A 22717-nucleotide genomic window follows, 5' to 3' on the forward strand; every position below is an offset into this window, starting at 1 on the left:
TCTAAGAGTGACTAAGTGACATCTAGGTACAAAGCCTATCTATAAAGAATCTCTAAACCGGGAGTGTGTCGATGTGAAAGAGAATACCAACGAGCAATATGGATTAACGCAAGCCCAGCGCCGAATATGGTTCATGGAAATTATGAATCCGGGAACGTCCATCACGATGCTTTCCGCGACCTACCAGATTACGGGCGAGATCAACACACAGCTTCTGGAGCAAGCGGCGGCAGAGATCGTCAAAACCTATGACGTTTTCCGAATCCGCATTAGCGGGGATTTGCAAAATCCAACGCAGTGGTTCGAAGAGCCGGAGAATGTCCAAGCTAGGATAAGCCGCCTCGAAATAGGCACAACCGAACAATTCTATGCTTGGGTGAAAGAAGTAAGCGAAAAACCGGCCAGCGTGTTCGACGAACACCTCTACCAATTTACGATTATCCATTTTGCGAACGGCCAAGTATGGCTCAATTTGACGGTAAATCATATTATCGCCGACGGCTTGTCCGTCAATGCTTTGCTGCATGCGGTGATGGAAAAATACCTGGAACTGCGCAAAGGCATCTCCAGCAGTTACCAGGCCCCTACCTATCTGGATTATATTTCCGCGGAGCGTGAATATGAGCAATCGCAGCGTTATCAAAAAGGCAAGGAATACTGGCTGACGAAGTACAACACTTTGCCTGAAACGACCGGCATTAAATCGTATCCGCCATTCTCGATCGGCAGCGAATCCAATAAACTGGCCATCACTTTGGACGGTTCCCGGTATGAACGCATTCTGGCCTTCAGCGAACAATATCAGGTCAGCTTATATACGTTATTTCTGTCCGCCATGTACGCCTTATTGTACAAGCTGACCGACAGCACCGATGTTCCGGTCGGCACGGTTTTCGCCAATCGCACCAGCAAGAAGGAAAAAGAAACGATCGGCATGTTCGTCAGCACCGTGGCTACGCGGATTCGTCTGAATCCAGACGGGCACGTGCTTTCCTTGATCCAAACGGTTTCCAAGGAAAATACGGCGGATCTGCGGTATCAGAAATACCCTTATAACCAATTGATCCAGGATTTACGCGAACAACACGGCCGCAACGATCTTTCGGGGCTGTTCCGCACGTCTCTGGAATATCTGCCTTTGAAAATCGTGGAGTACGAAGAAATCAAGGTACGCCTGGAGGCTCACTTCGCTAGGCACGAGATGGACGATTTGCTGCTGCGCTTCGACCATATGCTGAATGAAGGCCATGTAATTCTCCATGCTTCCTATCGTACCGGCCTGTTCGAGACGGCCGAGATTGATCGGATTATGGAACAGTATGTAACCGTTCTGGACCAGTTTCTTCAGACTCCCGAACTGCCGGTACGCGAGATTTCTCTGCTGAGCGATGAGGAGAGACACCGCATTCTCAACGTTTTTAACCCGCCGGTGGCAGGGCTGAGCGAGGGAGAAGCGTTTCATCGGTATGTTGAAAAGTTTGCCCGGGAAATTCCGGATCATCCGGCAGTCGTCTACATGGACAAACAGCTGACCTACGGCGAATTGAACGAACGCGCCGAGCGGCTGGCTTCTCTCCTTCGCGAACAGGGCGTGGGAAGGGAGACGATTACGGGGATCTGGGCGGAGCGTTCAGTGGAACTGCTGGTCGGGGTGCTCGCCGTTTGGAAAGCCGGCGGAGCCTATGTACCGCTGGACCCCGATTATCCGGCGGAGCGGATTGAGTACATGCTCAGCGATAGCGATGCATCGGTGCTGCTTACGCAGCGTCATCTGTTGGAGCGGGCCAGAGGTTGGTTGGCCGATGACCGGCTGAAGCTTCAAGCTGTCTATGCCATGGACGATGAACAGATTTATAACAGGGATGCCTTAGCCGTGGAATTTGAATCTGCCGGCAGCGCCCCACAAGACTTGGCTTATGTGATTTACACCTCGGGTACGACGGGACGCCCGAAAGGCGTCATGATCGAGCACGGTAGTCTCGTGAATACGGCGGATGCGTACCGTCGCGAGTACCGGTTGGATCAGTTTCCGGTGCGGCTGCTGCAGCTGGCCAGCTTCTCGTTTGACGTGTTCGTCGGAGACATCGCGCGGACGCTGTATAACGGAGGCACGATGGTGATTGTGCCGAAGGATGACCGGATTGATCCGAACCTCTTATACGGCTGGATTCGGGACCAAAACATTACGGTATTCGAATCGACGCCTGCGCTCATCCTGCCGTTCATGCAGCATATTTATGAAGAAGGGCTGGACGTTAGCTCCATGCAGTTGCTGATTACCAGTTCGGATGCTTGCAGTGTCACCGATTACCGATTGCTGCAGGAAAGATTCGGCGGACAATTCCGCATCATCAACAGCTATGGCGTTACCGAAGCGGCCATTGACAGCAGCTTTTACGGTGAGCCGCTGGATAAGCTGCCGCCGTCGGGGCATGTGCCGATCGGCAAAGCTTGGCTGAACGCCCGGTTTTACATTGTCGATGCCGCGTTAAAGCCGGTTCCTGTAGGGGTTCCGGGCGAGCTTGTCATCGGCGGCGCCGGGGTGGCGCGCGGGTACTGGAACCGTCCGGACTTAACCGCTGAGAAGTTTGCGGACAGCCCGTTTGTGCCGGGCGAACGTCTGTACCGGACAGGCGATTTGGCCCGCTGGCTGGAAGACGGCAACGTCGACTTCATCGGCCGGATCGACTATCAGGTGAAAATTCGCGGGTTCCGGATCGAACTCGGCGAAATTGAAACGGCCCTGCTGCGTTTCCCGGGCGTCAAGCAGGCTGTGGTGACCGACCGTACGGATGAGCAGGGGCAAAAGTATTTGTGCGGCTACGTCGCGGCGGATGCTTCCTTGCAGCTGAGCGATCTGCTGTCCCAATTGAAGCAAGAGCTGCCGGCCCATATGGTCCCGGCCCGGCTGGTGTCTCTTGATAAGCTTCCGCTCACGCCGAACGGCAAAATTGACCGTAAAGCGCTGCCTGAACCGACCGGAGAGGTAGAAGTAGGCCGTGAGTATGTGGCTCCTCGCACAACGCTGGAAACAAGACTTGCTCTCATTTGGCAGCAGGTGCTGGGTATTGCGCGAGTTGGAGTCCAAGACGATTTCTTTGACTTGGGTGGTCATTCCTTGCGGGCCTCCACGCTGGTTTCCAAGATTAGGAAAGAGTTGCAAGTCGAGGTTTCGCTGCGGGAAGTTTTCCGCTACACCACGATCGAACAGCTAGCCCAAAGAATCGGCGGTTTAAGGCAGCAGGAGACGTATGAGATTACAAAGGCGGCTGAGGCCGAGTACTATCCGGTTTCATCCGAGCAAAAGCGTCTGTACGTCCTGCGCCAGCTTGACGGGGCCGAGCGCAGCTACAATATGTCGGCGGCGCTTCTTCTCGAAGGCAAGCTGGACCGCACGCGCGTCGAGCACGCGTTCCGGGCGCTGATTCAGCGCCATGAGACGCTGCGTACCGGGATCGAGCAGGTTCAAGGCGAGCTTGTCCAGCGCATCTATGACGAGGTGGAGTTTGCTGTAGATTATTTCCAAGCGAGCGAGCGGGAAGTGGAGCAAGTGGTGGAAGCTTACTATCACCCGTTTGATCTGACCAAGCCGCCACTTCTCCGCATCGGCCTGATCGAAGTCGCCGAGGATCGCCACATTCTACTGTTCGATATGCACCATATCGTCTCGGACGGCATTTCGACAGCGCTGCTCTTCGACGAGTTCAGCCGCCTGTATCGGGGCGAGGAGCTGGCCCCGCTGCGCATTCAATACAAAGATTATGCCGTTTGGCAGCATTCCGAAGCTTACGGGCAGATGCTCCAGCCGCAGAAGGAGTATTGGCTGGAACAGCTGTCGGGCGAGCTGCCGGTCTTGGAGCTGCCGACGGACTTCCCGCGGCCTGCGGTGCAAAGCTTTGACGGCCGAACCGTGAAGTTTTATATCGAGAAAGGTCGGACGGAGAAGCTGAAAGAGCTGGCGGCACGGACAGGGACGACCCTGTACATGGTGCTGCTGTCGGCTTACACCATCCTTATGCATAAATATTCGGGTCAGGAAGATCTGATCGTAGGAACGCCGATTGCTGGAAGAACGCAGGAAGAAGTGCAGCCGATCGTAGGGATGTTTATCAACACGCTGGCCATTCGCAGCCGTCCGGAGCGTTCCAAGCCGTACCTTACGTACCTGGAAGAAATCAAGGACATCACGCTCGGGGCTTTCGAACACCAAAATTATTTGTTCGAAGACTTGGTAGAAAGTCTTCACATTCCGCGCGCGACCGGCCGGAATCCGCTCTTTGACACGTTCTTCTCCCTACAAAATACGGAGAACGAGCAAATTGTCATCGAGGGGCTGGAGCAATCGTTTTATCCACTAGAAAACCAAACATCCAAGTTCGAGCTGCTCCTGGATATTTCGGAGCTGGACGGTCAGCTCGAATGCCGGTTGGAGTACGCTACGGCTCTGTATAAACAAGAGACCGCGGAGCGGTTCGCCAGACATTATGACAAACTGCTCGAAACCATCGCAGCAGCGCCGGACGAGGATATTGCCTCGCTGGAAATGCTCACGGAGGAGGAAATCCGCGAGCTGGTGCGCGGTTTCAACGATTCGGAGGCGGACTACCCGCGGCAGCAGACGATTCACGGCTTGTTCGAAGAGCAGGCGGAGCTTTACCCGGACAACGTGGCCGCCGTCATGAACGAGCGGCAGCTGACCTACCGCGAGCTGAACGAGCGATCCAACCGCCTTGCGCGGAAGCTGCGGGAGACGGGAGTAGAAGCGGACCAGCTGGTAGCGATTCTGGCCGAACGCTCGCTCGATATGGTTGTCGGCATTCTGGCGATTCTCAAAGCGGGCGGAGCATACGTGCCTGTCGATCCCGACTACCCGGAGGAGCGCATCCGCTTCATGATCGAGGATTCGGGCGCGCCGTTATTGCTGATTCAAAAGCATCTGCACGAGAAGACCGACTTTGCAGGAACACGCCTTGAATTGGACGATTTCGTTTGGGGCGACAGAGGGGCGGACTCCGCCGATGCGCTGGACGCTTCGAACCTGGAGCCGATTTCCGGGCCGGGCAACCTGGCTTATGTCATCTACACGTCGGGAACGACCGGCAGACCGAAAGGAACGCTGATCGAGCATAAGAACGTCGTGCGCCTCCTGTTCAACGACAAGAACCTGTTTGACTTCGGGCCATCCGACACGTGGACGCTGTTCCACTCGTTCTGCTTCGATTTCTCCGTCTGGGAAATGTACGGAGCGCTGCTGTATGGAGGCAAGCTGGTCATCGTACCGCCACTCACGGCGAAAAATCCGGCCGATTTCCTGGCGCTGCTGGGCCGCGAACAGGTCACGATTTTGAACCAGACGCCAACGTACTTCTACCAGCTGCTGCGTGAGGTCTTGGCGGACCATCCGTACGATCTGCGGATTCGCAACGTCATCTTCGGGGGCGAAGCGCTCAGTCCGCTGCTGCTCAAGGGCTTCAAGACGAAGTACCCGGAGACGAAGCTGATTAATATGTACGGCATTACCGAGACGACGGTTCACGTTACGTATAAGGAAATTACGTGGGTCGAGATTGAGGCGGCGAAGAGCAATATCGGCAAGCCGATCCCGACGCTGAGCGTATACGTCCTTGATGAAAACCGCCGCCCTGTGCCGATCGGCGTAGCGGGCGAAATGTACGTGGCCGGGGAAGGCCTTGCGAGAGGATACCTGAACCGTCCGGATCTGACGGCGGAGAAGTTCGTCGATTCCCCGTTTGCGGAGGGGGAGAAACTGTACCGCTCGGGCGACTTGGCGGCTTGGCTGCCGGACGGCAACATCGAATACCTGGGCCGGATCGATCATCAGGTGAAAATCCGCGGCTACCGGATCGAGCTGGACGAAATCGAGACGCAGCTGCTGAACGTCGAGGGCGTGGAAGAAGCGGTGGTGCTAGCCCGTCAGGACGGCGGGGGCGAGAAGGCGCTTGTCGCCTACTTTGTGGCGGACCGGACGCTGACGGTCAGCGAAATGAGAACCTCGCTGGCCCAGGAAATGCCGGGGTACATGATCCCGTCGTACTTCGTGCAGCTGGAGCGCATGCCGCTGACGTCCAACGGAAAAGTGGACCGCAAAGCGCTGCCGGAGCCGCAAGGCGGCTTGCAAACGGGCGTCGAATACGTAGCGCCGCGTAACCGGACGGAGTCCCAGCTTGTGAAGATCTGGGAGGAAGTGCTGGGCTACTCCGGCATTGGAGTCCTGGACAATTTCTTCGAGCTCGGAGGCCACTCCTTGCGGGCGACGAACCTTGTCAGCAAGATTCAGAAGGAAATGAACGTCGAACTTCCGCTGCGCGATGTGTTCCGCTATACGACGATAGAGTCGATGGCCGGGGCTATTGCCAGCTTGGAAGAAACGTGGCACAGCTCGATTCCGAAAGCGGAAGAGAAAGCGTACTATCCGGTTTCCTCCGCGCAAAAAAGGCTGTACGTCCTACACCAGCTGGATGGCTCGGAGCTGAATTACAACCTCCCGAGTGCCTTGCAGTTGGAAGGGGCTTTGAACGAGGCCAAAGTGGAAAAGGCGCTGACAACTTTGGTGGCCCGGCATGATATGCTGCGCACCGGTTTTGAAATCGTGAATGGGGAGCCGGTTCAGCGTATTCATCCGCTCGTAGCTTTCAAGGTCGAGAAGCTTCAAGCAAGCGAAGATCAGGTTGCGGCCATTCTTGAAGGCTTCATTCAGCCTTTTGACTTGACCCAGCCGCCTTTGCTGCGCGCCCTGCTGATCGAACTGGAGAAAGAGAAATTCCTGCTCGCGCTGGATATTCATCATATTGGTTCCGACGGCCTTTCCATGGACGTGCTGCTGCGCGAATTCGTGCGGCTTTACAATGGGGAAGAATTGCCGGAGCTGCGGATTCAATATAAGGATTACGCCGTTTGGCAGCAATCCGAGGAGCAGCGCCAGCGCATCAAACGGCAGGAGGAATACTGGCGCGGGGTATTCAGCTCCGAGCTTCCGGTTCTTGAGCTGCCTCTCGACTTCTCCCGCCCGGCCGTCCAGCAGTTTGACGGTCAAACGCTCACGTTTACGCTGGATGCGGAGAAAAGCGAAGCTCTCAAACGGCTTGCCGGCGATTCGGGGGCGACGCTGTACATGCTTCTGCTGGCTGCGTACTCTGTATTGCTTCATAAATACGCGGGACAGGAAGATATAGTGGTCGGCACTCCGATTGCCGCCCGTTCTCACGCCGACCTGCAGCCGATTATCGGCATGTTCGTCAATACGCTGGCCCTTCGCTTGGGTCCGGCGGCGGAGCGGACGTTCCTGGATTACTTGCAGGAAGTGAAGGAAACGACGCTTGGTGCCTACGAGCACCAGGACTATCCGTTCGAGGAGCTGGTGGAAGCTCTTCAGGTGAGCCGGGATTTAAGCCGGAATCCTCTGTTTGACACCATGTTTTCTTTGCAAAAACACGAAAGCTTGGATTTAACCATGGAAGGCTTGCAATGGTCGCTGTTCGACATCGAGGAAAAGACGGCAAAGTTTGATCTTAGCCTTGATATCGTGGAAGCCGATAACGAGCTGGTTTGCAAGATCGAGTACGCTACCTCGTTGTTTAGACAGGAAACGATGGTACGGCTGGCGGGTCATTACGAGCAGCTATTGGCGTCGATCCTGGCTCAGCCGGGTGCGCGGATTTCGGATTTGGATATCTTGACGGACAGCGAAAAGCATGATTTGCTGGTCGGGTTTGACGTGTCGTCTTCGGCTCTTGCGAAGCAACCCGCCGCAGAGGGTACAGGTTTGGAAGCGGATGAGTCGTGGGGAGAGAGAACGTTCCACGAGCTGTTCGAGGAGCAGGCGGAGCGCACTCCGGGAGCGCTGGCGGTTGTCTACGAAGACAGCAAGCTGACGTATGCGGAGCTGAACGCCAAAGCGAATCGTCTGGCGTATGCACTGCGGGCGCGCGGGGTGAAGCCGGAGCAGGTGGTCGGCATTCTGGCCGGCCGTTCGGCGGAGCTGTTGATCGGGGTGCTCGCCGTATGGAAAGCGGGCGGCGCTTATGTGCCGCTCGACCCGGACTATCCGGCGGAGCGGATCGAGTATATGCTCGCGGACAGCGGGGCGTCGGTGCTGCTCACACAGACCCGCCTGCTGGAGCAGGCGGAAGCTTGGCGCAGCGACGGAGCTCTAGTGCTGCAAACGGTGCTTGCGCTTGACGACGCCGCGACGTACAGCCTCGGAGCGGCTGTGGGCGTACAAGCTTTGGGCGAAGCAGGCGCAGAGGCGGAGGCTTTGGCTCAAGCGGAAACGGCTGCTGCCGAAACGTCCGCCACGGCAGAAGCTGAGAAGAACGTACTAGCGGCGGATCTCGCATCGAATCCGGCGAATGTGAACAAGCCGCGCGATTTGGCTTACGTCATCTACACCTCCGGTACGACGGGCAAGCCGAAGGGCGTGATGATCGAGCACCGCAGCCTGGTGAACACGGCGGCGGGCTACCGGCGGGAATACCGCCTGGATCAGTTCCCGATCCGGCTGCTGCAGCTAGCAAGCTTCTCGTTCGACGTGTTCGTCGGCGACATTGCGCGGACGCTGTACAACGGCGGCACCATGGTCATCGTGCCGAAGGACGACCGGATTGATCCAACCCGCCTCTACGGCTGGATTCGCGACTACGCCGTGACGGTATTCGAATCGACTCCGGCGCTGATCGTGCCGTTCATGGAGCATGTGCATGCCGAGGGTCTGGAGCTCAGCTTGATGCAGCTGCTGATCACAAGCTCGGATGCGTGCAGCGTAGCGGATTACCGCACCTTGCAGGAGCGCTTCGGCTCGCAGTTCCGTATTATTAACAGCTACGGCGTAACGGAAGCGGCGATTGACTCCAGCTTCTATGACGAGCCGCTGGAGAAGCTGCCGAAGACGGGCAGCGTGCCGATCGGGAAAGCGTGGCTGAACGCCAAGTTCTACATCGTGGATGCGAATCTGAAGCCGGTGCCGATCGGGGTGTTGGGCGAGCTGGTTATCGGCGGAGCGGGTGTGGCCCGCGGTTACTTGAACCGCCCGGATTTGACGGCGGAGAAATTCGTAGACAGCCCGTTCGCCGCTGGGGAGCGGCTGTACCGGACGGGCGACCTGGCGCGCTGGATGCCGGACGGCAACGTGGACTTCATCGGCCGGATCGACAACCAGGTGAAAATTCGCGGCTATCGGATCGAGCTTGGTGAGATTGAAGCGGCCATGAAAAATTTTGCCGGCGTGCGTCAAGCGCTTGTCATCGACCGGACGGACGAGCGGGGGCAGAAATATTTGTGCGGGTATGTCGTAGCGGATTCCAGCTTCGATCTGGAAGGGCTTGTGGCCCATCTGGACGCCGCGCTGCCTTCCCATATGGTGCCTTCGCGCATCATGTGCCTGGATCAAATGCCGCTTACGCCGAACGGGAAGATCGACCGTAAAGCGCTGCCTGTACCGGAAGGAAGCATTCGTGCCGAGGCTGCATACACGGCGCCTCGTACTCCTGCCGAGCAAGCACTTGCGTCGGTCTGGCAGTCGGTGCTGGGCGTGGATCAGGTCGGCACGATGGACAATTTCTTTGCGCTCGGCGGCGATTCGATCAAGGCCTTGCAGGTATCGTCCCGTCTTTTGCAAACGGGGTACAAGCTGGTCATGAAAGATTTGTTCCATTACCCGACGATTTCCGCCCTTAGTTTGCAGCTGCAAACGGCGGAGAGAACGGCAAGCCAGGCCGAAGTGACGGGAGAGGTCATCTTGACCCCGATTCAGCGCTGGTTCTTTGAACAAAATCCGGCCGACGTGCATCACAGCAACCAGGCGTTCATGCAGTTCTCCAAGCAAGGCTTTGACGAAGAAGCTTTACGCCAAGCGGTGCGTCAGCTTGTCGTGCATCACGATGCTCTCCGTACGGTTTACCGCCAAACCGAGAACGGCTATACCGCCTGGAACCGCGGCGCCGGGGAGAACGAAGCGCTGTTCGATCTGGAAGTTGTCGATTTCAAGGGAGTCGGCGACGTGAAAGAAGCGGTAGAGGCTAAGGCGAATGACATTCAAGCGAGCATCGATCTGGAAAACGGTCCGCTGGTGAAGCTCGGCTTGTTCCGCTGCGACGACGGCGACCACCTGCTCATCGCGATCCATCACTTGGTCGTAGACGGCGTATCCTGGCGGATTCTGCTTGAGGATTTTGCTGCCGGCTATGAGCAGGCGCTGCAAGGGCAGCCGATCCGTCTGCCGCTCAAAACGGATTCATTCCAAACGTGGGCGAAACAGCTCGCTGATTATGCGAACGGTCCGGCGATGGAAAGCGAGAGAGAGTATTGGCAGCATATCGAGCAATTGACCTATGAGCCGCTTCCGAAAGATTTTGAACAAGGCAGATCCAAGCTGAAGGACAGCGGGCTCGTGACCGTTCGCTGGACGGCGGAGGAAACCGAACAGCTGCTGAAGCAGGCACACCGTGCTTACCATACGGAAATGAACGATTTGCTGCTTGCCGCGCTTGGCCTCGCGGTACAAGCTTGGAGCGGCCGGGAACGCGTGCTGGTGAATCTCGAAGGCCACGGCCGGGAAGATATTTTGCCGGATGTGGACATTACGCGCACGGTAGGCTGGTATACAAGCCAATTCCCTGTCGTTCTGGAGCCGGGTCACGCCCAGGCGCTCGGTCATCAGGTGAAACAGGTTAAAGAAAGCTTGCGCCGCATTCCGAACAAAGGAATCGGCTACGGCATCCTGCGTTATTTGTCGGCGCCGCGTGACGGCGAGCGCTTCGCTTTGGAGCCGGAGATCAGCTTTAACTATTTGGGTCAGTTCGACCAGGATTACGAAAGCAGCGGCTCGAGGCCGTCTCCGTTCAGCCCGGGCTCCGATTCAAGCCCGAATGCAGTGATGGATTATGTCCTCGATATCAACGGTATGGTGTCGGAAGGAGTGCAGGAACTCACGATCCGTTATGGGGAAACCCAGTATAAACGGGAAACGGTAGAGCGCCTGGGCACCCTGCTTCATTCGAGCTTGCGTGAAATCATCAGCCATTGCGTATCGAAAGAGCGGCCGGAGCTTACGCCTAGCGACGTACTGCTTCAAGATGTGACGTTGGAGGAACTGGAGCGGCTGGCCGAACATACGGCGGCGCTCGGCGAACTGGAGAATGTATACACCCTGACTCCGCTGCAAAAAGGGATGTTGTTCCACAGCCTGCTGGATGCCGATTCGGAAGCTTACTTCGAACAGGTGACCTTCGATCTGTACGGAAGCCTGAATGTCGAAGCCTTCACCCAAGGATTGGATACGCTGGTGCAGCGGAATGAGGCGCTGCGGACCAACTTTATTACCGGCTGGAGAGACGAGCCGATTCAAGTGGTATTCCGCGAGCGGAAGTGTGAAGTGTACTTCGAAGATATTCGCTCGGTAAGCGATGAAGACCCGGAGAAGACGATAGCCGATTTCGTCAGCGCGGATAAAGCGAACAAGTTCGATTTGGCCCGAGGCTCTCTTATGCGCGTGACAGTTTTGCGCACGGGCGACGAGTCCTACCATGTGATCTGGAGTCACCATCACATTTTGATGGACGGCTGGTGCATGTCCTTCATGATCAAGGAAGTGTTCGACACCTATTTCGCGTTCCAGGAGAAGCGAACGCTGGAGCTTCCTCCGGTTACCTCGTACTCCCGGTATATCGAATGGCTGGAAGCTCAAGATGCCGTGAAAGCTTCGCGTTACTGGTCCGAGTATTTGGCGGGTTACGATCAGCAGACCAAGCTGCCCCAGGAGAAAACGCAGCTGAAGCAGGGCGCTTTTGAAACGGCTGAAATCGATGTGGAACTCAGCAAGGAACTGACCGGGCAAATCGAGCGGGTGGCGCGCCAGCAGCAGGTGACGCTCAATACGTTCATGCAGACCGTATGGGGACTGGTTCTGCAGGTATATAACAACAGCGAGGATGTCGTATTCGGCTCCGTCGTATCCGGGCGTCCGGCGGAAATTCCGGGCATCGAAAGCATGATCGGTCTGTTTATTAATACGATCCCGGTCCGTATTCAAGGCAAAGCCGAGGAGACGGTAGCCGATATCTTGAGAAAAACCCAGGATCAAGCGCTGGCATCGGGAGCTTACGAAACGTTCCCACTGTTCGAAATTCAGTCGCTGAGCGAGCAAAAGCGCGACTTGATCAACCATATCATGGTCTTTGAAAATTATCCGATGGAAGAACAGATTGAGCAGGTCGTCGGCGGAGATAAAGAAGCGCTGAAAATCGGTAATATCCAGTCGCCGGAGCAAACGAACTACGACCTAGACATTACCGTCATTCCGGAAGAGCATATTTTGCTGCGGTTTACGTACAATGCGCTGACGTTCAGAGAGGAAGACATCAGGCTGATCCACGGTCATTTTGCCCGGGCACTGGAGAAGGTTGCGGCTAACCCGAACATCCGCGTGAATCAGTTGGAGCTTTTGACGGCGGCGGAAAAAGAGCAAATTCTTGGCGTGTTTAACCCGGCGCAGCCGGAAGCGGCTCCTGCGGCCGCGTTCCACCGGCTGTTTGAGGAACAGGCGGAGCGCACGCCGGAAGAGGCGGCCGTCGTGTACGAGAACGACCGGCTGACGTATGCGGAGCTGAACGAGCGGGCGAACCGCTTGGCGGCCACGCTGCGTGCAAGCGGCATCGGCCGGGAGTCGATCGTCGGCATTCTCGCCGAGCGTTCGGTGGACTTGCTGGTGGCCGTGCTGGCCGTCTGGAAAGCGGGCGGGGCGTATGTGCCGCTCGACCCGGATTATCCGGCGGAGCGCGTGCGGTTCATGCTTGAAGACAGCGGAGCGAAGGTACTGCTGACGCAAACGGCGCTGCGAGAGCGTGCCGAAGCCTGGCTCGACGAAGAGGAGATGGCGCTGGCGGCGGTGCTGTACCTGGACGACGAAGCGTCGTACAGCGAGGAGCGGGCGAATGCGTCGGTTGTCTCCGGCAAGCTGACGGATGCTGTGGACGACGGCGATGAGAGCCATCAGCATGTTGGCACCGACAGCTTCCATGAAGCCCGTCCGGAGGATCTGGCGTACGTGATCTATACGTCGGGAACGACGGGCAAGCCGAAGGGCGTGATGATCGAGCACCGCAGCCTGGTGAACACGGCGGCGGGCTACCGGCGGGAATACCGGTTGGATCAGTTCCCGGTGCGGCTGCTGCAGCTCGCAAGCTTCTCGTTTGACGTGTTCGTGGGAGATATCGCGCGGACGCTGTACAACGGAGGCACGATGGTGATTGTGCCGAAGGACGACCGGATCGATCCGTCTCGTCTGCACCACTGGATTGAGCGGGAGCGGGTCACCATCTTTGAATCGACGCCGGCGCTGATCGTGCCGTTCCTGGAGTACGTGCACGAGCAGCAACTGGATATGAGCCGGTTGGAGCTGTTGATCACGAGCTCGGATAGCTGCAGCGTGGCGGATTACCGGACCTTGCAGGAACGCTTCGGCTCGTTGTTCCGGATCATCAACGCATACGGCGTGACGGAAGCGGCGATCGACTCAAGCTTCTACGACGAGCCGCTGACGAAGCTGCCGCAGACAGGCAATGTGCCGATCGGCAAAGCGTGGCTGAATGCGAAATTCTACATCGTGGACGCACATCTGAACCCGGTGCCGGTCGGGGTGCTGGGCGAGCTGGTTATCGGCGGAGTCGGAGTGGCGCGCGGGTACTTGAACCGTCCGGAGCTGACGGAAGAGAAGTTCGTAGACAGCCCGTTCGCCGCGGGCGAGCGGCTGTACCGCACGGGAGACTTGGCGCGGTGGATGGAAGACGGCAACGTGGACTTCATCGGCCGGATCGACAACCAGGCGAAAATCCGGGGGTACCGGATTGAGACGGGCGAGATCGAGTCGCAGCTGCTGAGTGTAGGTGGCGTGAAGGAAGCGGTCGTCGTCGTCAGGGAAGATCAAGAAGGTCAGAAAGCTTTGTGCGCTTATTATACAGCAGAAGAAGGCTTGACGGCGGCAGACCTGAAACGGGCGATTGCCAGTGAGCTGCCGGGGTACATGATCCCGTCGTACTTCGTCGAGCTGGAGCACCTGCCTCTGACGCCGAACGGGAAAATCGACCGGAAGGCGCTGCCGGCGCCGGAAGGTGGAGCAGGCGGAGGCCGTGAATACGTGGCGCCGCGCACCGAACTTGAGGCGAAGCTGGCCGCCATTTGGCAGGATGTGCTTGTTCGGGAGAAGGCGGTAGGCGTAACGGACAACTTCTTCGACCTCGGAGGACACTCCCTGCGGGCGACGACGCTTGTCAGCAAAATGCATAAGGAGCTAGGCGTTGAATTCCCGCTTCGCGACGTATTCCGCTACTCGACGGTTGAGGAAATGGCCGCGGCTATGGAGCGGCTGGAGATCGGCTCGTTCACGGCTATTCCGACTGCGGAACCTAGCGAGTATTATCCGCTCTCTTCTGCTCAGAAACGTCTCTATATCTTGAACCAGCTGGAAGGAGCCGAGCTGAGCTACAACATACCGGGAGCTATGCTGCTAGAAGGGGAGCTCGACCGGCAGCGGTTTGAAGAAGCGTTCCGCGGGCTCGTAGCTCGTCATGAAACGCTGCGTACCGGTTTTGAGATGGTAAAAGGCGAAGCAGTTCAGCGGATTTACGAAGAAGCCGCCTTCCAGGTGGAATATGTGCAGATCAGCGGGGAGCAGGCGGAAGAAACGGTGCGCCAATTCGTTCGTCCGTTTGATCTAGCGAAGCCGCCACTTCTGCGGGTAGGCCTTGCCGAACTGGCGCCGGACCGGCACATTTTAATGTTCGATACGCATCATATCGTATCTGACGGCGTTTCGATTGACGTACTGATCGAAGAGTTCGTCCGCTTGTACAGCGGGGAGCAGTTGGAGCCGCTCCGCATCCAGTACAAAGATTATGCGGTATGGCAGCAATCGGACGAGCAGAAAGCTCAGCTTGCCAAGCAGGGAGCCTACTGGCTCGACATGTTCCGCGGAGAGCTGCCGGTTTTGGAATTGCCGACGGACTATCCGCGCCCGGCTATGCAGAGCTACGAGGGCCGCACGCTGCAATTGTTTATGCATAGCGAGAAAAGCGAGGGTCTGAAACGGCTTGCAGCCGAGAACGGCGCAACGCTTTACATGGTTCTGCTTGCTGGTTATACAATATTATTGCATAAATATACAGGGCAAGAAGACGTGGTGGTCGGTACGCCGATTGCGGGAAGAAATCACAGCGACGTTCAGCCGCTGATCGGGATGTTCGTCAATACCCTGGCCATCCGCAGTTATCCGGCTGCCGGTAAGACGTTCCTTGACTACTTGAAGGAAATCAAGGAGACGACGCTGGGCGCTTTTGAACATCAGAATTATCCGTTTGAGGAACTGGTGGATAAGGTGAACGTGGCTCGCGATTTAAGCCGCAATCCGCTGTTCGATACGATGTTTGCTTTGCAGAATACAGAGAATTTGGAAATCCAGCTTCCCGGACTCCATTTGTCGACGTATGCCAGCGAAGAAATTGTTTCTAAATTCGATCTCAGCTTGGACGTAACGGAGATCGAGGAAGGCTTGGAATATCTGTTTGAATACGCCACTGCTCTTTATAAAACCGAAACGGTGGAGAAATTGGCCGCTCACTACTTGCAGCTGCTTGAATCTATTCTCCGCAACCCGTCGGCGACTATTGCCGAGTTGGGTATTTTGACACCGGCGGAAAAAGAGCAAATTCTCGGCGCGTTTAACCCGGCGCAGCCTGAAGCGGCTCCTGCGGCCGCGTTCCACCAGCTGTTTGAGGAACAGGCGGAGCGCACGCCGGAAGAGGCGGCCGTCGTGTACGAGAACGACCGGCTGACGTATGCGGAGCTGAACGAGCGGGCGAACCGCTTGGCGGCGACGCTGCGCGCAAGCGGCATCGGCCGGGAGACGATCGTCGGCATTCTCGCCGAGCGTTCGGTGGCCGTGCTGGTGGCCGTGCTGGCCGTCTGGAAAGCGGGTGGGGCATATGTGCCGCTCGACCCGGATTACCCGGCGGAGCGCGTGCGGTTCATGCTTGAAGACAGCGGAGCGAAGGTACTGCTGACGCAAACGCCGCTGCGAGAGCGTGCCGAAGCCTGGCTCGGCGAAGAGGAGCTGGCGCTGGCGGCGGTGCTGTACCTGGACGACGAAGCGTCGTACAGCGAGGAGCGGACGAATGCGCCGCTGGAAGCGGATGATCACTTGCACGAATGCCGTCCGGAGGACCTGGCGTACGTGATCTATACGTCGGGAACGACGGGCAAGCCGAAGGGCGTGATGATCGAGCACCGCAGTCTGGTGAACACGGCGGCGGGCTACCGGCGGGAATACCGGTTGGATCAGTTCCCGGTGCGGTTGCTGCAGCTCGCAAGCTTCTCGTTTGACGTGTTCGTGGGAGATATCGCGCGGACGCTGTACAACGGAGGCACGATGGTGATTGTGCCGAAGGACGACCGGATCGATCCGTCTCGTCTGCACCACTGGATTGAGCGGGAGCGGGTCACCATCTTCGAATCGACGCCGGCGCTGATCGTGCCGTTCCTGGAGTACGTGCACGAGCAGCAACTGGATATGAGCCGGTTGGAGCTGTTGATCACGAGCTCGGACAGCTGCAGCGTGGCGGATTACCGGACCTTGCAGGAACGCTTCGGCTCGTTGTTCCGGATCATCAACGCATACGGCGTGACGGAAGCGGCGATCGACTCAAGCTTCTACGACGAGGAGCTGGCGAAGCTGCCGCAGACAGGCAATGTGCCGATCGGCAAAGCGTGGCTGAATGCGAAATTCTACATCGTGGATGCGCATCTGAACCCGGTGCCGGTCGGGGTGCTGGGCGAGCTGGTCATCGGCGGAGTCGGAGTGGCGCGCGGGTACTTGAACCGTCCGGAGCTGACGGAAGAGAAGTTCGTAGACAGTCCGTTCACCGCGGGCGAGCGGCTGTACCGCACGGGAGACTTGGCGCGGTGGATGGAAGACGGCAACGTGGACTTCATCGGCCGGATCGACAACCAGGCGAAAATCCGGGGCTACCGGATCGAGACGGGCGAGATCGAGTCGCAGCTGTTGCGGGTGGAAGGCGTTCGCGAAGCGGTGGTGCTGGTTCGAAGTGACGCGAACGGGCAAAAAGCACTGTGCGCGTACTACACAACGGATGGCGAACTGACGGCGGCAGACCTGAAACGGGCGATCTCCAGCGAGCTGCCGGGTTACATGATCCCGTCGTACTTCGTCGAGCTGGAGCTTCTGCCTCTGACGCCGAACGGGAAAATCGACCGGAAGGCGCTGCCGGCGCCGGAAGGGGGAGCAAGCGCAGGCCGCGAATACGTGGCGCCGCGCACCGAACTGGAGGCGAAACTGGTCGCCATCTGGCAGGACGTGCTCGGGCCGGTCACGATTGGCGTGACGGACAACTTCTTCGACCTCGGCGGGCACTCCCTGCGGGCGACGACGATGGTCAGCAAGGTGCACAAGGAGCTGAGCGTGGATCTGCCGCTGCGCGATGTGTTCCAGCACTCGACCATCGAAGCGATGGCCGAAGCGATCAGCCAATTGGAGCGGCAGGAACACCTCTCCATTCCGGTTCTGGATAAGAGGGATTACTATCCGCTTTCCTCCGTGCAAAAACGGCTGTACATCCAGCAGCAGATGGAAGGCGCCGAGCTTAGCTACAACATGTCCGGCATGACGGTTCTCGTCGGGCGCTTGGAACGGAATCAATTCGAGGCGGCGCTCAAAGGATTGATAGCTCGTCACGAAATTTTGCGAACCGGCTTCGAGTTGGTCGACGGCGAACCGGTACAACGGATTTATCCGGACTTGAAGTTTGCCGTCGAGTATACGAAAGCGACGGAAAGTGAAACGAAGAGCATCGCAGACGGCTTTGTGCGCGTCTTTGATTTGGAGCGGCCGCCGCTGCTGCGTGTGGGCTTAGTCGAATGGGAAGCGGAACGGCATCTGCTCATGCTGGACATTCATCATATCGTCACGGATGGCATGTCGATGGGCATCTTCGTCGAAGAGCTGCTGCGCCTGTATAACGGCGAGACTCTGGAACCGCTTCGGATTCAATACAAGGAATTCGCCGCTTGGCAGCAGTCCGAACCTGTAAAAGAGCGGCTGAAACGTCAGGAAGTCTACTGGCTGGACGTGCTGGAAGGCGAACTGCCGACGCTTGAACTGCCTACGGACTTTGTCAGACCTGCCGCTCGCAGCTTTGAGGGAGATGTGCTGCCTTTCAGCATCGACAAGCAGATGACCGACAGCTTGCAGCGCATCGCCGATGAGAACGGTGCCACCCTTTATATGGTGTTATTGGCGGCCTATTCAATCCTGCTCAGCAAGTACTCAGGACAAGAAGACTTCATTGTAGGCATACCGGTTTCGGGCCGCACACATGCCGACCTGGAGCCGCTCATCGGAATGTTTGTCAACACTTTGGCGATTCGCCATTATCCGTCCGGGGAGAAGATGTTCCTCGCTTACTTGAACGAAGTCAAAGAAACGATGCTGGGGGCCTACGACCACCAGGATTATCCGTTCGAGGAGCTTGTGAAAAAGCTGCAGGCGCCGCGAGATCAAAGCCGCAATCCTGTATTCGATGTCATGTTTGTTCTGGAAACCAAGGAAGATAATGTTCAAAGCTTCGGGGATATCAAGATCGAATCTTATCCGGAAACTCATACGGTTTCCCAATTTGATCTTACCTTGGTCATTTCGTTGCTGGATGAGGGAATGAACGGGCAGTTTGAATATGCCACCAAGTTGTTTACGCGCAATCTGATCGACAATTTCGCTCAGGACCTGCTCGTGATCATCACCCAAATTTGCGAACAGCCTTCGGTGCTGTTGAAGGATATTTCCCTGAACGGGCAATCCGAACAGGAGCAAGATGTGCTAGAGGCCATTGATATTATTTTCTAATCCCTTACCCGGCTTGGGTGTATGCCGTATTTCTCTCGGTACGCATCCTGCCGGGTGTTTTTTTCCAAATGAAAGGGAAAAATCCACCACAGGAATCTGACGTCAAGTGCCGCTGAGCAACTTTTTCGATTTATTGGAAAATCGACAAAACACAACAGAAATCGTAGTTTACCTTTGGCATACTAAGAATCAAACCATTCCATAAGTTCATTATTTAAAGAATGAAGTAAAATCAAGCTATCATTCGAACAAAAAAAGAGAATTAATAAACTAGCTAGAGATATAATGGCACAGCACTTCTTGAACTCTCACGAACTACAGGGCGGTTAGTTCAAATATATGGACAATGGACTAAAGATGGACAAATTATTAGAGATAATTCTTTGAAAAAGAAAATTGATCATTTAAGCACGTTATATGTGACATTCAGTATATTGAGGAAATGGTTATGAAAATTATATTATCGTAATAGTACAAGTTTCCAACTTTCTCTTTATGGTAATTTGTGGTGGTTTCAGACTTTTTATTTTTCGTGTTTATCAGGTGCTCTGGCAAACGCAGTAAAATCAACAAAATTGGTTCACGACTTTTTTATCACCTGACAACTAATTGTTCAGTTACATTAAAGTTGGTATCTTAACATTATAGTGGGTTCTGATCTTTTAAAACCGGTTGTCCTAGTTTAGGATGACCGGTTTTTTTAGTTGCTGATGTCAGAAGAAAATAATGTTTTAGACTGAGAAAATAAAGTATTAGACTGCCGATGCTTCATTAAGCTAACGGGCAGGATAGTTTAATAACATATCGAATTTTTTAAGAGTGTAAGGGTATACGAGGTGAGACTTTGCTTAACTGAAGCGTGAAGTAGAGGTAATCAAAAAGGAGATACCCAGATGGAAACAAATCAAAATATTCGTTTAGCAATCGAAGAATCTATACAGTTCCTTGAATCTACTCCCCATTTGGGGATGACTCACGGCGAGTGCAGCCGTCGAAAATGGGATGGAGCTTGGTGGCATATGGCTGCTCTTTATGAAATGGGAGAGGTGAAACTAATTCCCGAGTCTGCTATTGTCGGAGCAAAATATTTACTCGAAACTCAGGTCTGGCCGACCTTCATCATATCCGCCGATGACCATCCAACAAGTGAAAGTGATAAGATGAAGATGGATTGCTGCCATTGTGAACTTGCCGTATACTATATGATTCTAATGGCGTATGGCTGTGATTTGGACAAGGAACTGCCTTGGATTCGCGAATGGCTCTTAAAGCATCAGTTACCTGATGGCGGGCTGAACTGCGACCCTGAAGCTTATACTCATTCTAAAAAGAGCTCTATTGTTTCAACACTTCCTCCGCTTGAAGCTATCTTATGGCATACAGACAAATTTCAATATGTAAAATGATTGTCTAAACACTGATTGAAGCCGTAAAATGGGAAGCAAAAGAAGAGGTCTTTGTTGAGGCAACTCAATAAACCATGAGGCTGCCGTGGATTGAATGGCAGCCTTGTTACGCTAACGGGCAGGATAGTTGAAAATGTAAAATCCGTGTCAGAGATAACGCTATTGACAATTCATCTACTACGTGATACTTTATAGCGGTAGTAAGTAACACTGCATACCGGTTATACAGAATAGCAAGGAGTGATTGTGCTGGAAAACCTAACGGAAATGCTCAAAGGCGTGCTTGAGGGCTGTATCCTTGAAATTATAAGCCGCAAAGAAACCTACGGCTACGAAATCACGCGGCGGCTGAACGCCCTCGGCTTCACAGATGTTGTGGAGGGAACGGTGTACACCATCCTGATCCGGCTTGAAAAAAACAAGTTGGTGGAGATCACCAAGAAGCCCTCCGAAATGGGACCACCGCGAAAGTTTTTTGCGATCAACGACGCGGGGCGCGAGGAACTGCGGAAGTTCTGGGAAAAGTGGGAGTTCGTATCATCAAAAATTAACGAGTTAAAGGAGGAGAAAAAATGAATTTTTGGGAAAAAATCACCGGCGGCGACATGACTAAAGAATTCAAAACTTTTGAATCGCGAGTCAAAAAGCTGCCGGCTGATTATCAAGCGGCATGGGAAAAAATTAATTCCAATCTTTGGGGATACTCAGATTTCACCGGTCGCAACCTCATGCCAATTCTTGACGGTGTGCTTGGCCTGCTAGAAGAAACGGCGGCGGACGGTCAGAGTGTCCAAGAGGTTTTGAGTGACGACATCAAAGGCTTTTGTTCAGCGCTGGCCGGCGAAGAAGGGGCAAAGTCTTTTCGCGACAAGTGGCGCGAGCAACTAAACAATAATATCGCTAAAAAATTAGGTGAATAGGAGGAGGATAAAATGAGAATACGAAATATCATCGAAGGCAAAAAAGAGTGGCGAGCGCACGTGGCGCGTGTCAAAGCGCTGCCGCAAGATTATCAGATTGTTTATAAAGAGATTCGAAAATATCTCTTTAAGGTCGGCCCTGTTGAGCTAACCGACGGGGCGGGTTTACTCTCGGGAATTATCGATCTTTTTGAAGAGGGCGCGGCCTTGGGGAAAGGCGTGCTCGAAGTGACAGGCAGTGACGTAGCGGCATTCTGCGACGATCTAATCAAAGATTCAAAAACTTACGCTGACATCTATCAAGAATCTGTTGACCAAGAAGGTAACAAGGCCATGAAAAAGGTTACGGATAAAACAAAGTAAAAGGGGGATATCGGGATGCGAAAGTCTTTCAAGGACATAGAAGTCCTAAAAGGCGTGGATTTTTAAGTGAAGCGAGGGGAGATTTTCGCCCTGCTTGGCTCCAACGGCGCGGGCAAGACGACGATTGTCAGAATCCTCACCACTGATTATATTCAAGCTGCGCATCGGGTGATCGCCAGCTTTGAATAGACTTCCAGCAATCTTCTTCATGGCCGGAACATGGCTAAATCAATGCATCACAAAAAAAGCAGCCACTACAGGGCTGCTTTTGTGCTACGGGCTAATTGCTCGTGTATTTTACCCAATCGTATTCGGCGTATAGCGGATTCGCTCCATTATACGAACCCAGCCAGTCGTCAACGCCGGTGCCATTCCATAAATTCATCATAATCTTGCCTGGCGTGCTCGGTATATTCGTAGTTGCTGTATGCTTTAGAACCCCGTCAACATACCACTTAATGTACCCTGGCTGCCAGTCGAAAGCATAGGTGTGGAAGCCTCTTGATGCATCAAAGCCCAGATCAACAATCTTCTCGTGACCACCGACCCCGTTTGTATAATAGTTGAATTGCACTTTTGTCGTGTCTTTGCCTAAAAATTCAATATCTATTTCGTCCCATTGCGTGCCATCAGTAGGTCCCGTATACGTAAAAAAGGAAGATACGATCCCAGTATTTTTAGCAGGCTTCATGCTGACCTCGTATAAGCCGTATCTGTAAGTGTTCGTCGATCGATACTCTCCACAGTCAAATTTATTGTACGCAGAACTTGTTAAGCCAAGCTTCATTTTGCCATCGTTCGTAAAATTGACATTATTGGCACGCCAAGTGCAATTAAACATGTTCCCATTGGAATATCCATCCGCCTTTTGCCATGCACCAGAATTGAAACCATTAAGTGGTTCCCAAAAAACATTCCCCGCATAAACGCTTACCGAAAAAAACAGAGAGACAATACCCGTGACCATTAAAGTGAACCAAGATTTCTTCTTCATTTTACACCTCCATAAAAGATTGACCAAATATGAAAGAGACGGCTGGCAATGATACATTATTTCAAATATTGACCGGCTTATCGAAAAAATATAAAACGCTTCCATATTT

The 22717-nt window shown here is 54.8% G+C and carries 6 protein-coding genes and 1 pseudogene; 6 read left to right on the forward strand and 1 reads right to left on the reverse strand.

Annotated features, from left to right (window positions below; genetic code table 11):
- Positions 1–73 precede the first annotated feature (73 nt).
- The 6 genes and pseudogenes from MHB46_RS18290 to MHB46_RS18315 all read left to right on the forward strand — a co-directional run bounded on the left by MHB46_RS18290 (position 74) and on the right by MHB46_RS18315 (position 21803).
- Positions 74–18925 carry a non-ribosomal peptide synthetase gene (locus MHB46_RS18290; RefSeq protein WP_341163039.1) on the forward strand — a complete coding sequence of 6284 codons (18852 nt, stop codon included), beginning with the start codon at positions 74–76 and terminating at the stop codon, positions 18923–18925.
- Positions 18926–19818: 893 nt separating this feature from the next.
- Complete coding sequence (locus tag MHB46_RS18295; protein WP_341163040.1) at positions 19819–20331, forward strand: hypothetical protein; 513 nt, start codon at positions 19819–19821, stop codon at positions 20329–20331.
- A 267-nt stretch (positions 20332–20598) separates the two neighbouring features.
- Positions 20599–20907 (forward strand): PadR family transcriptional regulator, encoded by a 309-nt coding sequence (locus tag MHB46_RS18300; RefSeq protein ID WP_341163768.1) that lies wholly within the window; start codon positions 20599–20601, stop codon positions 20905–20907.
- Entirely contained in the window at positions 20904–21251 is a 348-nt protein-coding gene (locus MHB46_RS18305) for a DUF1048 domain-containing protein (protein ID WP_165179252.1), read from the forward strand. Before MHB46_RS18300 ends, MHB46_RS18305 begins: the two co-directional genes overlap by 4 nt.
- A 12-nt stretch (positions 21252–21263) precedes the next feature.
- Positions 21264–21614, forward strand: coding sequence for a DUF1048 domain-containing protein (locus MHB46_RS18310; protein ID WP_165179253.1), 351 nt, complete (start codon positions 21264–21266; stop codon positions 21612–21614).
- A 15-nt stretch (positions 21615–21629) separates the two neighbouring features.
- Positions 21630–21803, forward strand: a pseudogene (locus MHB46_RS18315) (ATP-binding cassette domain-containing protein).
- Positions 21804–21894: 91 nt separating this feature from the next.
- Here MHB46_RS18315 and bglS read toward each other — a convergent pair.
- The gene (gene bglS, locus MHB46_RS18320) at positions 21895–22608 is read right to left on the reverse strand and encodes a beta-glucanase (protein WP_013312075.1); all 714 of its coding nucleotides are present in this window, start codon (positions 22606–22608) and stop codon (positions 21895–21897) included.
- Between the last annotated feature and the right edge of the window lie 109 nt (positions 22609–22717).

Origin of the sequence: Paenibacillus sp. FSL H7-0703 (genome assembly GCF_038003485.1) — a bacterium.
GTDB lineage: Bacteria > Bacillota > Bacilli > Paenibacillales > Paenibacillaceae > Paenibacillus > Paenibacillus polymyxa_B.